Here is a 13,413-nt window from a genome sequence, read left to right as displayed (position 1 = left end):
GCACGCGAGCGATCAGAACGGAATATCGTCGTCCGCGAAGTCGCTGCCGAAGTCATTGTTGCGGGCGACCGGCGCTTCGCGACGCGGAGCCGGGGCCGACTGCGGCGCACGCTGCGGACGATCCCCGCCGCCGCGGAATTCGCCGCGAACACCACCGCCACCCTCGCCGCTGCCACCGCCGAGCATCTGCATCTCGTCGGCGACGATATCGGTGGTGTAGTGCTTGACGCCGTCCTTTTCGTACGAGCCGTACTCGATGCGCCCCTCGATGTAGACCTGGCGACCCTTCTTCAGGTACTCGCCGGCGATCTCACCGAGCTTGCCGAACAGCTTCACGCGGTGCCATTCCGTCTTTTCCTGCTGGTTGCCGTCACGGTCCTTGCGGGAGCTGGTCGTCGCCAGGCTGAGCGTGGTGATCGCCATGCCGCCCTGGGTGTACTTGACCTCGGGATCGTTGCCGAGATTGCCGACGAGAATGACCTTGTTGACGCCGCGTGCCATGTGCCTTTCCTTCGAGTGGGTCGTGGTTGACGACCGACATTGGATTATACCCGGCGGCCGCTGTGGGTCGTCCGGAGCCCCTTTCGTGCGTCGGAAATCTCCGGGCGATGACGGGGCCCGCCTATAATCGCCGGCCGCTTTCCCACCGATCGAGACGCGTCGATGCCGTCCCCGTCCTTGTCCGAGATCCAGGCGCTCGCCAGGGCCCCGATGGCCGCGGTCGATGCCCTGATCCGGGACCGCCTCGCCTCCGACGTCGTCCTGATCAACCAGGTCGCCGAGTACATCGTCAGCGCCGGTGGCAAGCGCCTGCGGCCGATGCTGCTCCTGCTCGCGGCGGGCGCCGCGGGTAGCGAATCGGCGATCGACCCGCGCGCGCACCAGCTCGCCGCGGTGGTCGAGTTCATCCATACCGCCACCCTGCTGCACGACGACGTCGTCGACGAATCGGATATGCGCCGCGGCCGCCGCACCGCGAACGCGGTGTGGGGCAACGCCGCCAGCGTGCTGGTCGGCGACTTCCTGTACTCGCGCAGCTTCCAGTTGATGGTCGAGCTGGAGAAGCCCGAGGTGATGCGGATCCTTGCCGACACCACCAACCGCATCGCCGAGGGCGAGGTGCTGCAGCTGCTGCACATCCGCAACCCTGATACCGACGAGGCGGCGTACCTGCGCGTCATCGAACGCAAGACCGCGGTGCTGTTCGCGGCGGCGACGCGCCTCGGCGGCCTGCTTGCCGGCGCGCCGGGGGACCAGTGCGACGCCCTGGAATCCTTCGGCTTGGACCTCGGCTACGCGTTCCAGATCGCCGATGACGTGCTCGACTACGCCGCGGATGCCGATGCGCTCGGCAAGAACCTGGGCGATGACCTCGCCGAGGGCAAGGCGACCCTGCCGCTGATCCACGCGATCAGACATAGCGACGCGGCAACGTCCGGGCGCCTGCGCGAGATCGTGTCGAATGGCGACGTCGACGCGCTCGATGAGGTCATCGCGGCAATCCGCGCCACCGGGGGCCTCGACTACAGCCGCAGCCGCGCCGAGGAATACGCGACGAGGGCCGAGGGCACTCTCGCCGCGCTCCCGGCGAACGCGTATACCGACGCGCTACGCGGCCTGGCGCACTACGCGGTCAGTCGACAGACTTGACGGCGCGGTCGAGGCGCATGCGGGACATGCGCTCGCGAATCACTTCCTGACCCCCGCTCGCGCCGAAGCGAAACGCTCGGCGAAGAAGTCGGCAAGCATGCGATACGCGCGCGGCGCCTGCTTCGCGTCGTAACGGCAATTGCTGTTCGGATCGTTGCCCGCATCGGCTTCCGCGAAGCAGTGGACCGCGCCGCCGAAATCAACGAACTGCCAATCACCGCCACCTGCCGTCATCTCCGCCTGCAGTTTGGCGACATCGTCGCGCGGCACGTTCTTGTCCGCCGCACCGTTGAGCACAAGCAGCGGCGTCTTCACGGTGCCCGGTGCTGCGCGGGACGTGGTCGCATCGAGGCCGCCATGCAGCGTCACCGCGCCATCCAGTGCCGCACCGCTGCGCACGAGTTCCAGCACCGACGTGCCGCCGAAGCAGAAGCCGAAAGCGCCGATGTGGCGGGCGTCGAGCGGCGCACTGCGGGCCTGGGCGCGCAGCGCATCGACGGCCTTCTGCGTGCGCGCCCGCAGCTTGCCACGGTCGCCCTTCAGTGCGCCTGCGGCAGCGCCGGCTTCCTTTGCATCCTTTGGCCTAACATTCGCGCCGTACACATCGGCGACGAGCACGACGTAATCGCGGCCTGCGACCTTCTTCGCCTTCTCCACTGCGGACGGATTGACGCCCATCCAGTTCGGCACCATCACGAGGCCCGGCTTGCTCTTCGGACCCGCGTCGTCATAGACGAGCACGCCCTGGAATTTCTCGCCATCGAGCGTCCAGTCGACGTTGCGCGTGCGGACGGCCGCCTGCGCGTGCGCGGCGGCGAGCAGGAGGAGAGCGGTCGAAGCGATGCGGTACCGACGGGCGATCGACATGGGAGCCTCCGGCTGGGGACGGCCGAGCGTAGCGCGTCCCGCGATCAAAGCGGGTGGAGGCTCAGATGATGCCGATGCCCGGGATCGCGCTGATGCTTTCCGGGTCGAAACCCGCGCGACGCGCGAAGTCGCGACCGCGGTCGACGTAGTCGCGCCAGACGCCGAAGCTCGGCGCACCGGGCGACAGCAGAACGACGGGCGACGTCGCGCCCGCGCGCTGCAGCGCCTCGCGCGCACGCGTCATCGCGCCGCGAAGATCGGACGCTTCACTCAGATCGAAGCCCGCTTCTGCCGCAACGGGCGCGAGCAGCGCATGGATGCGCGGACCATTCGCACCCATCGTGACGATCGCCTTCGGCGCGCGCGTTCGCATCGCAGCGGCGAAGTCCGACCAGTCGAGGCCGCGATCGTGGCCGCCAACCAGCACCGCGACATCGCGATCCGCGAAACAGTCGAGCGCCGCCAATGTCGCGTGCGGCGTCGTGCTGATCGAGTCATTGACGTAGGTGACACCCTCGCGCTCGCCGAGCGTCTGCAGGCGATGCGGGAGCGGCTTGAAGTCGAACGCGGCCTTCGCCAGCGGTCGCGCGTCGATGCCGAGTGCCTCGATCGCAGTCAGCACCGCCGCCAGGTTGCCGCGGTTGTGGCGGCCCGGCAGCGGCAGGCCACGCGTATCCATGACCGGCTCGTCGCCGCGATACAGCATGTCCTCGCGCAGATGCCAGCCGCGCGCGTCGCCGAACCAGCGCACGGCGACGTCGTCGGGCAGATTCAACGTGGAGAGAATGGGATCCGCCGCGTTGAGCACCGCGATGCGCGGATGCGCACCGGTGACGAGCCGCAGCTTGTCGTCGACGTAGCGCGCGTGCGAGCCGTGCCAGTCGAGGTGCTCAGGAAAAATGTTGAGCACGACAGCGACGGCAGGTCGCGCGCCGCTCGCGGCGACATCGCCCGTCTGATAGCTCGACAGTTCGATCGCCCAGGTGTCCGGCGCGGGCCGTGGATCCAGCGCCTCGAGCAGCGGCAGACCGATGTTGCCGGCGAGCGCCGTGCGCCGACTTGCACTGCGCAGCAGGTGGGCGAGCAGCGAGGTGGTCGTGCTCTTGCCTTTGGTGCCCGTCACGCACACGGTATTCGCGACCACTCCGTCGTCGCCCGCGTGTTCGCCGAACCACAGCGACGTGCCGCCGATGAGCCGCACGCCCGCAGACGCCGCCTGCGACGCCGCCTCGCCATACGGGCTGATGCCCGGCGACTTCACGACGATGTCGAAATTGGAGAGTGCATCGCCATCGACTGTCGTCGACACCGCCAGATTCGAATCACCGAGCGATGCCGCATCAATCGCTTCATCGGCCGAGCAGAACAGCGTCAATGGAAGCGCGGGCAGTCGCGAGCGAATCGCGCAATAGGCCGCGCGGCCTTCGCGGCCCCAACCCCAGAGCGCGACGCGCTGGCCGTCAAGCTGCGAAATGCGCACGCAGGCGGGCCCAGAGCGTGTCGGGAATGCCGTGCTCGCCGTCGATGGTCAGCAACGAATCGACTGCGGGAACGTCAGCGAGCTGCGGCAGGATCTCCCGGTCGAAACGTTCGACGATCGCGTCCTCGCGCCATTCGGGGCGCTGTGCGAGCGCGGCCATCGCGGCCCGCGATTCCTGTCCTTCGCCGACGCACTCGAACGGCTTGTGGTCGCGGTATTCGAGCAGCGCGTCGAAACCGCCCGTCTGCGACGGCTCGTCTAACAGGTTGCGCCCGAAGATGCCGACCAGCCGTGGCTTGCTCATGAACGGCGCGAGCGCGAGAAAGACGAAGTGGCACTTCGGGCAGATGCCGCACCAGCGTTGCGCCGGGCGCTCGCCGAGGATGTGGAAGTTGCGGTTGCAGCTGGAGAAATGCTGGTCGTAGCGATCGGACTTCGCGAACTGGCGCGCGACCGCGAGCTCGCTCAACGGACGCAGCAGCGAGTAGTAGCGAAGGTCGGCCGCCACATGCGAACGCAGGTGCGCCGCGAAGTCGCGTTCGAACTGCCAGCCCTTCGACCACTGATGGTTGACCTCACCCGTGCCCTCGATCATCGAGCCGTAGCTGGCCGAGCGCTCGTTCGAGAACACGACCTGGGCGACGCCGAGCACGAGTGCGGCGAGCGCGAGGATCGCCGAGTTCACCGCCGTCACCGGGATGTGGCCGTTCCACGCGCCGCTGCGGTTGTACTCGAACAGCTGGGGCGCGAGCTGGCGGCCGATGTTAAGTGTCGGCAGGCCGGTGCGTTCGGCGCAGGCGGCGATGAGCTGCGAGCCACCGATCCAGGTCACCGTCTGGTCAACGCCTGCGATGCGCAGCGATTCGATGCTCACCAGCGAGTCCTTGCCACCGCCGATCGCGGTCAGCGCGTGTTCGCGCAGGCCGAGCGCAGGAGCCGCGTTCGTCGACGCATCGACCGAGGGAAACCGGATCGTGCCGCGCAGATGCAGGCCGTTGCGATACGCGAACTCGCCGAGACCGTTCTCGTAAACCTCGGTCAGCAGCGACGCCGTGGCCGCATCGATGGCATAGCCGTCGATGCGGATCGTCTTCGGCACCGCCGCCTTGTAATAGCTGACGCCGGCGATGAGATGCAGCAAACGAAGTGCACGCTGCACAGCTTCGGCGCGCGCCGCATCCAGCGCGAACGGCGCGCCCGGAATCGTGACGGTTTCGACCAGCTCCGGGCCGTCGTCGAAGGCATAGACGAGCCGGGCCACGCCCGTCGCCGCGTCGAAATCACAGCGGACGAAGCGAAAGGCCTGGATCGCGTCGCGCGAGAAGCGCCAATCAGTCATCGAGAATGTCCTCGGCCGGCAGCGGCCGCAGGTTGTAGGTGTTCGCCATCGCCATGCCGTAGGCGCCGGCGTCGGCAATGAGCACGACATCGTCCTCGACCGTCGTCGACGGCATGCGCCGGCCGCGACCGAGCACGTCGCCGCTTTCGCAGATCGGGCCGACCACGTCGAACGTGTCGAGTGACGTGTCGTCGATGCGCGTGAGGTTGTGGATGCCGTGGTAGGCGTCGTACATCGCGGGCCGCGCGAGCGCATTCATGCCGGCGTCGAGACCGATGCGGCGGATGCCGTCCTTCTCGATCACCTGCGTGACGTGCAACAGCAGCGCGCCGGCTTCGGCGACCAAGAAACGGCCCGGCTCGATCGCGACACGACAACGCGGATACGCCGTCTTGATATCGCGAACGCCGGCACGCCACGCGTCGAGATCGAACGGACGGGCATCCGGCGTGTACGGCACGGGGAAACCGCCGCCGATGTCGATCGTATCGACCGTTTCACTCGCATCGGCGAGCGCCGCGAGCGTGCCGTAGACCTCGCGCCAGTGCGCCGGATCGTCGATGCCGCTGCCGAGGTGCGCGTGCAGGCCACTGATGCGCAGGCCAAGCGCGCGCGCTTCGCGCATGAAGGCGTCGAAACGTGCGATCGGAAGGCCGAACTTCGCTTCGGCGCCACCGGTGCGCACCTTTTCGTGGTGTCCGTCGCCGTGGCCGAGATCCAGACGTAACCACGCGGTGCGACCGCGCACGATGTCCGGCCAACGCTGCAGCAGTTCGATGCTGTCGAGCGTGACATTGATGCCGGCTGCGAACGCCGCCTCGTATTCGCGACGCGGCGCGAAGCTCGGCGTGAAAAGGATGCGCGCCGGATCGAGCGACGGCAGCGTCGTGCGTACGTGGTCGACTTCCGCCATCGACACGCACTCGAAGCCGAAACCCTCCGCTTCGAGCGCCTTGAGGATCGCCGGATGCGAATTCGCCTTGAGCGCGTAGAAGCCGCAGTCGACGACGTTGCCAGCGAGCAGCGAACGCGCACGTTCGCGCACCGTGGGCAGGTGATAGACGTAACGCGGTGTGCCGGCCTCCGCGCGCTTGAGCAACGCATCGCGACGCGTGACCCACCACGGTGTTGCACGTGCCGGACGGCCGTGCACGACATCGCGCCACGCGGGGCCGAACACGCTCTCGTCCAGCACCGGCATCGCACCGCCGCGCACCAGCTCAGCATGCAGCGTCGGCAGCAGGCCTTCCGCGTCGGCCTCGTCGACGACGAACGTCAGGTTGAGATCGTTCGACGACTGCGAGATCAGGTGCACGCGCTCGCGACCGAACGTCGCCCACACGTCCGACAGCTTGTGCAGGAGCGAGCGCATGCCGCGGCCGACCAGCGTGATCGCCGCGCACGGTGCGATCACCTTGACGCGACAGACCTCGGCCAGGTCTTCGCTCAACGCGCTCAAGACGTTCGTGGTGACGAGGTTCTCGCTCGGATCGAGCGACACCGTCACGTTCGTTTCCGACGAACCGATCAGGTCGATCGACAGGCCGTGCTTCTTGAATCGCTCGAACACGTCGGCGAGGAAGCCGACCTGCTGCCACATGCCCACCGACTCCATCGACACCAGCACGATGCCGTTGCGTCGGCTGATCGCCTTGACGCCCGGGACCGTCGCTGCGGTCGCGTCGATGCGCGTGCCGGGAAGATCGGGGCGTTCGGTATCGAGGATCGCCATCGCGACATTCGCATCGCGACACGGGCCGATCGAGCGCGGATGCAGCACCTTCGCGCCGGTGGTCGCGATTTCCTGCGCTTCGGCGTAGTCAAGGCGTGCGAGCAGGCGTGCGTCCGGCACTTCGCGTGGGTTGGCGCTGAACATGCCGGGGACGTCAGTCCAGATCTCGACGCGTGCCGCGCCGAGCAGCGCACCAAAGTACGCAGCGGACGTGTCGGAACCGCCGCGGCCGAGGATCGCCGTACCGCCATCGTCATGACGCGCGATGAAACCCTGCGTGAGAACGATCGTCGACGGCTGCGTGGTGAAACGTGCAGCGAACTCGGCGTCGGTGCGGTGGTGGCAATTGACTGAGAGGCGGCCAGCCCAATCGCTCTGGTTCGGCAGCGCGACGGCGTTGAGCCACTGGCGCGCGTCGCACCAGCCGATGTCGAGACCCTGCGACTTCAGGTACGCAACACCGAGCGTGGACGACAGCAGCTCGCCCTGCCCCAGCACCTCGGCCTGCCAGTCGAGCGCGCGGGCCGTCGCACGCGGATCGCGCGCGAGCGCCTGCAGCGCCGCGAGACGTTCGCCGAGCACCGCGTCCGCGTCGAGATCGAGTTCGGCCGCGAACTCCCGGTGACGCGCGATCAGCGCGGCCACCTTCGCGTCCGTCACCTCGCCCGCGCCCGCATTCGCGATCGCCTGCAGCTCGTTCGTCACGCCGGACAGCGCCGACACCACCACCAGCACGCGCGCGTTCTCGTCTTTCGCACGTTTGCCCGCGAGTCGTCCGATGGTGTCCCAACGGGTCCGGCGCGACACCGAAGTGCCCCCGAACTTGAGTACGACCCAGCGCGTCGAAGCGGTCACGAGGTTTCCTGGAGGTGCGGCGGGCGCCGCGGAGCGGGAATCGGAGCACGCGACCTCGCCGGGGGCGAATGACGCATGCTCATGAGAGCGCGCGATTTTATTCGATGACGGGCCGCGCGCGGCCGGCCACAATGCGCCTCCCCACCACGCCCGTCACGCTTCCCATGACGCAGCGCCGCTTTCTGCAGCTCGACGTCTTCGCCGATCGCCCCGGCGCCGGCAATCCGCTCGCCGTCGTCATCGACGCCGAGGGCCTCGACACCGCCGCGATGCAGGCCTTCGCGAACTGGACCAACCTGTCCGAGACGATCTTCCTGCTCCCGCCCGGCGAAGGCGCGGACTACCGCGTGCGCATCTTCACGCCCCGGCAGGAGCTGCCGTTCGCCGGGCATCCGAGCGTGGGCGCGGCGTGGGCCGCGATCGAGAGCGGGCTCGTGCCGATCCACGCCACCTCGCTGGTGCAGGACTGCGCGGCCGGACGGCTGCCGGTTGACGTGACCACCGAACGCGCCATCCGCGTGCGTGCACCGCGGGCCCGTCGCGTCGTGTCGCCGGCCGATGCGCCGGCGCGACTCGCCGCCGCGCTGCCGGATGTCGCGCGCGGCGCCTTGCCCGCCGCGCTGTGGACGAATGGTCCGGGCTGGTGGGTGGTGGAGCTGGCCGATGAGCCCGCCGTGCGCGGCCTGGCGCCGGACCTCGCGGCAATCACCGCGCTGACCGCGGACGCCGCGGTCGGCCTCGCCGTGTTCGCGAAGGCCGACGCCGGCGGCGATTACGACGTGGTGGTCCGTGCGTTCTGCCCGGCCGACGGCATTCCCGAGGATCCGGTGACCGGCAGCGCCAACGCGGCGATCGGCGCAGCGCTGGCCGAAGCCGGCCGCGTCGCGCATGGCGGTCGCTACGTCGCCAGCCAGGGCCGCGAAGTCGGTCGCGACGGCTGCGTCGAAGTGCAGGTCGACACCGATGGCGAGGTCTGGATCGGCGGTCGCGTGCAGGCCGTGGTGCGCGGCACCGTCACGTGGTGAGCGGTCTCCTTGAGCCCATGAAACGACATTACGTACAGCTCGACGTGTTCGCTGACCGCCCTGGCGCCGGTAATCCGCTGGCCGTCATTCCGGATGCCGATGGTCTCGACGATGCGACGATGCAGGCGATCGCGCGCTGGACCCGGCTGCCGGAAACCACGTTCGTGTTTCCGCCGACGTCGCCCGAGGCGAGCTATCGCATCCGCATCTTCAGCCCGCGTCGCGAAGTGCCGTTCGCGGGACATCCGAGCGTCGGCACCGCGGCCGTGGTGCTGAATTCCGGCCTGGCGACGCCGCGCGACGGCGTGCTGGTGCAGGAAGGCATCGCCGGCCTGCTGCCGCTGCGGGTCGACGGCGAAGGGGCCTCGCGCACGATCGCCGTGCGCACGCCGCGCGCGCGGCTCGTCGAACAGGTGGCGGCGAACGACGCACGCATCGTCCGCGCCATCGCCGGCATGCGCCTGGGCGCGTTGCCAGCGGCGCTGATGGACGGCGGGCGTCGCTGGTGGCTGGTCGAACTGGAAAGCGAGGCCGCGTTACGCGGGCTGGAACCGGCATGGGGCGCCATTTCGCAGCTCGCCACGCGCACCGAAAGCATGGGCGTGTGTGCATTCGCGAAGGCGGATGAAGCCGCGGATTACGACCTCGTGGTTCGCGCCTTCGTGGGTTCCACCTCGCAGTTCGAAGATGCCGCGTCCGGCGCGGCGAACGCCACGCTCGCCGCGTGGCTCGCGCAGAACGATCGCCTACCCGGTCGCGATGGTCGCTACGTCGTCAGCCAGGGCCGCGAGGTCGGCTTCGACGCCCGCCTGCAGCTGCACGTCGACGAAGCCGGGGACGTCTGGTCCGGCGGCCACGTGCGCACCGTCGTCACCGGCACCATCGACTGGTGACGCGACGCCGATGCGCGGTGGCGCGCAGCGCTCAGGCCGACTGCACTTCGAGCGAGATCGGCACCGCCGCCAGCACCTTCGAGATCGGGCAGTTCGCCTTGGCGTCCTCGGCGTAGCGCGCAAACTCGTCCTGCGACAGCCCGGGCGCCTCGCCGCGCACACTCAACTTCACGCCGGTGATATGCGGGCCGCCGTCCATCGACAGCTCGACGTTCGCGCGCGACTCGATGAAGGTCGGCGGGTGGCCGGCCTCGGTGAGCTTGGCCGACAGCGCCATCGCGAAGCAGCTGGCGTGTGCGGCGGCGATCAGTTCCTCCGGATTCGCGCCCTTCTCGTCGCCGAAGCGGGTGTTGAAGCCGTAGCGCGTGTCCTGGAACAGCCCGCTCTGCGGCGTGTTGAGCCGGCCGACGCCGGACTTGAGGTCGCCTTCCCAGCGCGCGGTGGCATGACGGGTGATGGCCATCGGGTCGTCTCGTGAACAGGGAGTCCGCACCTTACGGGTGGCGCGCTAAACCGCCGTGAGCGCCATCCGTCGTCGCTTGTGCAACGCAACGCGACGCCTCGGTTCCCCCGCGCTATGGTGACCCCAGCCCCGCCATGACGGCCCGCCTCGCACTGCGAAGGCGCGCTGCGCGGACAGCCATGACGGCGCACGCCGGACCGCTTCGCGGCCCGCGTTGCGGCCGGACATGACGCCGACATCGACGCCCCGCCCGACGGCTGCTCCCTTCCCCCACAGGAGCTTCCGACATGGCTTACAGCACAGAACAGATCCGCAACGTGGCCCTGGCAGGCCACCCCGGCGCCGGCAAGACCACGCTTTTCGAAGCCCTGCTGCATGCCGGCGGCGCGATCCAGGCGGCAGGCAGCATCGAGCGCGGCAGCACGGTGTCGGATTTCGACCCGGTCGAGAAACAACGCGGCCATTCGCTCGATGTCGGCATCGCCAGCACCGATCACGCCGGCATCCACGTCAACCTCATCGACACACCCGGTTACCCGGATTTCCGCGGCCCTGCCCTGGCTTCACTTGCGGCGGTGGAAACCGCCGCGATCGTCGTGGCATGCGATGCGGGCGTCGAATACGGCGCCCGTCGCATGATGGAGTACGGGAAAGGCCGCAAGCTCTGCCGCGCGATCGTCGTCAACAAGATCGATCACGGTGGCGACTGCAGTGCCCTGCTCGACGAACTCCGCGAGACGTTTGGCCCCGAATGCCTGCCGATCAATTTGCCGGCGAACGGCGGCACGTCGGTAGTCGATTGCTTCGGATCGAACACGGGCGACAGCGATCTCGGGCCGGTCGCCGACTGGCACCAGAAGATCATCGACCAGGTGGTGGAGATCAACGAGACGGTGATGGAGCACTACCTCGATCTCGGCGAGGAGGGCCTGTCCGGTGACGAGCTGCACGACGCGTTCGAGCAATGCCTTCGCGAAGGCCACCTCGTGCCGGTCCTGTTCTGCTCCGCACGCAGCGGTGCCGGCGTGCGCGAACTGCTCGACGTCGCCGAACGTCTGTTCCCGCATCCGGGCGAAGCGAACCCGCCGGCGTTCGTCAAAGGCAGCGGTGCGGACGCACAGCGCATCGAAGCGAAGCCCGATCCGAAAGCGCACGTCATCGCCGACGTGTTCAAGATCATCAATGACCCGTTCGTGGGCAAGCTCGGCGTGTTCCGCATCTACCAGGGAACAGTAAAGAAAGACACGCAGCTGTTCGTCGACGATGGCAAGAAGCCGTTCAAGGTCGGCCATCTGTTCAAGCTGCGCGGCAAGGATCATGTCGAGGTCGATCAGGCGATTCCCGGCGACATCGCGGCGATCGCGAAGGTCGACGAACTGCACTTCGATGCCGTGCTGCACGACAGCCACGACGAGGATCAGATCCACCTCGCGCCGCTGGATTTTCCCAAGCCGATGTTCGGTCTCGCCGTCGATGCCGCCAGCAAGGGCCACGAGCAGAAACTCGCGACCGCACTGCACAAGCTGGCGGAAGAAGACCCCTGCTTCCAGGTCGAACACAGCACCGAGACCAACGAGACCATCGTGCGCGGGCTGTCCGACCTGCACCTGCGCATCAACCTCGATCGCCTGAAGGAGCGGTACGGCGTCGAAGTGAAGTCGCACCCGCCGCGCATCGCGTACCGCGAGACCGTGTCGGCGCGCGCGGAAGGCCATCACCGCCACAAGAAGCAGACCGGCGGCGCGGGCCAGTTCGGCGAGGTGTTCCTGCGCATCGAACCACTTGATCGCGGCACCGGTTTCGAATTCGCCGACGAGGTGAAGGGCGGCACGATCCCCGGCCAGTTCATTCCCGCCGTCGAAAAAGGCGTGCGGCAGGCGCTCGCGGCCGGCGCACTCGCCGGCTATCCGCTGCAGGACGTGCGTGTGGTGGTTTATGACGGCAAGCACCATCCGGTCGACAGCAAGGAAGTCGCGTTCGTCACCGCCGGCAAGCGCGCGTTCGTCGACGCGGTGCTGAAAGCGAAACCGCAGGTGCTGGAGCCGATCGTCGACCTGGAAGTCGTCGCCCCCGAGACGAACATGGGCGACGTCAGCGGCAATCTCGCTGGCAAACGCGCGCGCATCCTCGGCACCGACAGCACGCGCGGCGAGGTGATCGTCAAGGCGCAGGTGCCGCTGTCGGAGCTCGACGGCTTCGCGGCGGAGCTGAAATCGATCACTGCCGGTCGCGGGCGTTACTCGATGGACTTCAGCCACTACGAGCCGGTGCCGGCGAACGTGCAGCAGAAGCTCGCGGACAGCTTCAAGCCGAAAGTCGAGGAGGACTGACGCGCAACGCGCCTATCGATCGCACAAAGAAAAAGGGCCGGCATCGCGCCGGCCCTTCGTGTTCTACCCGGTTATTCCGGACGCACATCCACGCGAACGCGGATGCGGCTGCCGGGGTCGTAGCTGGTGCGCGTGGTGTACTGGCGGCCGCCGTATTCGTAGGTGACGTCGTAGCCCTGGACGTTGCGGCCACTTTCGTAGGCGCCCATCGGCATCGGATCGCAGGTGGTCACGTGGCCCACGCGCGCGGGCTGGCGATGCGCGTTGTCGTAGATCTGCTTGCCGACCTGGCTGCCGACCATCGTGCCGATCGCCGACGTCGCATAACGCGCGCTGCCACCGCCGACCTGGCTGCCGACCACCGCACCGACGATGCCACCGATGACGGTCGCCGCGGTGCTGCCGACCTGCGTGGGTTGACGGATCGGGTTGCCGTAGCGGTCATAGCCGTTGCTGGCGTATTGGTCGTCGCGATAGCCATCGCCATTGCGATCGTAGCCGTCGTAATACGGATCGTTACCGGCGTACGTGCGGCTCTCGGTGCAACGCTGGCCGCCGGTGCTGGCCGCATAGCTGCCGCGCGGGTCATAGACCGGATTGACGCGGATGACCCGTGCGTAGTCGGAGTATCCGCCCTGCGACGGATACGCGCCCGACGACGGGTACGAGGAATACTGCTGTGCCGACGCCGTGCCCGCGGCGGCGGTCAGGGCGAGCGCGAGAACGGTGGCGGTGACGTGCTTCATCAAGGAGCTCCCACGCCGGGATGGCGCAGGCGC

11 protein-coding genes are annotated in these 13,413 nt (G+C 68.2%); 4 read left to right on the top strand and 7 right to left on the bottom strand.

What is annotated here, in order from left to right:
- Positions 1-12: 12 nt before the first annotated feature.
- Positions 13-501, bottom strand: a complete 489-nt coding sequence (ssb, locus tag DWG18_RS03470) for a single-stranded DNA-binding protein (protein ID WP_115645448.1) — start codon at positions 499-501, stop codon at positions 13-15.
- 162 nt (positions 502-663) lie between these two features.
- Here ssb and DWG18_RS03465 point away from each other — a divergent pair, with 162 nt between their 5' ends.
- Positions 664-1,650, top strand: a complete 987-nt coding sequence (locus tag DWG18_RS03465) for a polyprenyl synthetase family protein (protein WP_240318590.1) — start codon at positions 664-666, stop codon at positions 1,648-1,650.
- Positions 1,651-1,689: 39 nt separating this feature from the next.
- Here the strand turns inward: DWG18_RS03465 and DWG18_RS03460 are convergent, their stop codons facing one another.
- The 4 genes from DWG18_RS03460 to DWG18_RS03445 all read right to left on the bottom strand — a co-directional run bounded on the left by DWG18_RS03460 (position 1,690) and on the right by DWG18_RS03445 (position 7,923).
- Complete coding sequence (locus DWG18_RS03460; protein WP_115645444.1) at positions 1,690-2,517, bottom strand: dienelactone hydrolase family protein; 828 nt, start codon at positions 2,515-2,517, stop codon at positions 1,690-1,692.
- A gap of 61 nt (positions 2,518-2,578) precedes the next feature.
- Positions 2,579-3,997 carry a UDP-N-acetylmuramoyl-L-alanine--D-glutamate ligase gene (gene murD / locus DWG18_RS03455; RefSeq protein ID WP_115645442.1) on the bottom strand — a complete coding sequence of 473 codons (1,419 nt, stop codon included), beginning with the start codon at positions 3,995-3,997 and terminating at the stop codon, positions 2,579-2,581.
- Positions 3,978-5,336, bottom strand: coding sequence for a UDP-N-acetyl-alpha-D-muramoyl-L-alanyl-L-glutamate epimerase (gene murL, locus DWG18_RS03450; protein WP_115645440.1), 1,359 nt, complete (start codon positions 5,334-5,336; stop codon positions 3,978-3,980). The genes murD and murL overlap by 20 nt, the downstream gene beginning before the upstream one ends.
- Complete coding sequence (locus tag DWG18_RS03445) at positions 5,329-7,923, bottom strand: bifunctional aspartate kinase/diaminopimelate decarboxylase (RefSeq protein WP_115645438.1); 2,595 nt, start codon at positions 7,921-7,923, stop codon at positions 5,329-5,331. Before DWG18_RS03445 ends, murL begins: the two co-directional genes overlap by 8 nt.
- Positions 7,924-8,087: 164 nt before the next feature.
- On the opposite strand from DWG18_RS03445, the gene DWG18_RS03440 reads away from it, so the two are divergent.
- Together DWG18_RS03440 and DWG18_RS03435 are read left to right on the top strand one after the other, a co-directional pair.
- Positions 8,088-8,948, top strand: coding sequence for a PhzF family phenazine biosynthesis protein (locus tag DWG18_RS03440; protein ID WP_115645436.1), 861 nt, complete (start codon positions 8,088-8,090; stop codon positions 8,946-8,948).
- A gap of 17 nt (positions 8,949-8,965) precedes the next feature.
- The gene (locus DWG18_RS03435; protein ID WP_115645434.1) at positions 8,966-9,841 is read left to right on the top strand and encodes a PhzF family phenazine biosynthesis protein; all 876 of its coding nucleotides are present in this window, start codon (positions 8,966-8,968) and stop codon (positions 9,839-9,841) included.
- Between the two features lie 31 nt (positions 9,842-9,872).
- Here the strand turns inward: DWG18_RS03435 and DWG18_RS03430 are convergent, their stop codons facing one another.
- Positions 9,873-10,304, bottom strand: a complete 432-nt coding sequence (locus DWG18_RS03430) for an OsmC family protein (protein WP_115645432.1) — start codon at positions 10,302-10,304, stop codon at positions 9,873-9,875.
- Between the two features lie 287 nt (positions 10,305-10,591).
- Between DWG18_RS03430 and fusA the strand changes: the two genes are divergently transcribed.
- Positions 10,592-12,634 carry an elongation factor G gene (fusA, locus tag DWG18_RS03425; protein ID WP_115645430.1) on the top strand — a complete coding sequence of 681 codons (2,043 nt, stop codon included), beginning with the start codon at positions 10,592-10,594 and terminating at the stop codon, positions 12,632-12,634.
- Positions 12,635-12,705: 71 nt separating this feature from the next.
- On the opposite strand, the gene DWG18_RS03420 is transcribed toward fusA, so the two are convergent.
- Entirely contained in the window at positions 12,706-13,380 is a 675-nt protein-coding gene (locus DWG18_RS03420; RefSeq protein WP_115645428.1) for a glycine zipper 2TM domain-containing protein, read from the bottom strand.
- Positions 13,381-13,413 lie beyond the last annotated feature (33 nt).

The sequence above is a fragment of the Lysobacter sp. TY2-98 genome, from assembly GCF_003367355.1.
Taxonomy (GTDB): Bacteria; Pseudomonadota; Gammaproteobacteria; order Xanthomonadales; family Xanthomonadaceae; genus Cognatilysobacter.
Note: the sequence above shows the minus strand (reverse complement) of the source record. Positions and strands in the feature narration are given on the sequence as shown.

Coding starts and splice junctions, on each gene's coding strand:
- ssb (WP_115645448.1), bottom strand. CDS start 501: ATGGCACGCGGCGTCAACAAGGTCATTCTCGTCGGCAATCTCGGCAAC.
- DWG18_RS03465 (WP_240318590.1), top strand. CDS start 664: ATGCCGTCCCCGTCCTTGTCCGAGATCCAGGCGCTCGCCAGGGCCCCG.
- DWG18_RS03460 (WP_115645444.1), bottom strand. CDS start 2,517: ATGTCGATCGCCCGTCGGTACCGCATCGCTTCGACCGCTCTCCTCCTG.
- murL (WP_115645440.1), bottom strand. CDS start 5,336: ATGACTGATTGGCGCTTCTCGCGCGACGCGATCCAGGCCTTTCGCTTC.
- DWG18_RS03440 (WP_115645436.1), top strand. CDS start 8,088: ATGACGCAGCGCCGCTTTCTGCAGCTCGACGTCTTCGCCGATCGCCCC.
- DWG18_RS03435 (WP_115645434.1), top strand. CDS start 8,966: ATGAAACGACATTACGTACAGCTCGACGTGTTCGCTGACCGCCCTGGC.
- DWG18_RS03430 (WP_115645432.1), bottom strand. CDS start 10,304: ATGGCCATCACCCGTCATGCCACCGCGCGCTGGGAAGGCGACCTCAAG.
- fusA (WP_115645430.1), top strand. CDS start 10,592: ATGGCTTACAGCACAGAACAGATCCGCAACGTGGCCCTGGCAGGCCAC.
- DWG18_RS03420 (WP_115645428.1), bottom strand. CDS start 13,380: ATGAAGCACGTCACCGCCACCGTTCTCGCGCTCGCCCTGACCGCCGCC.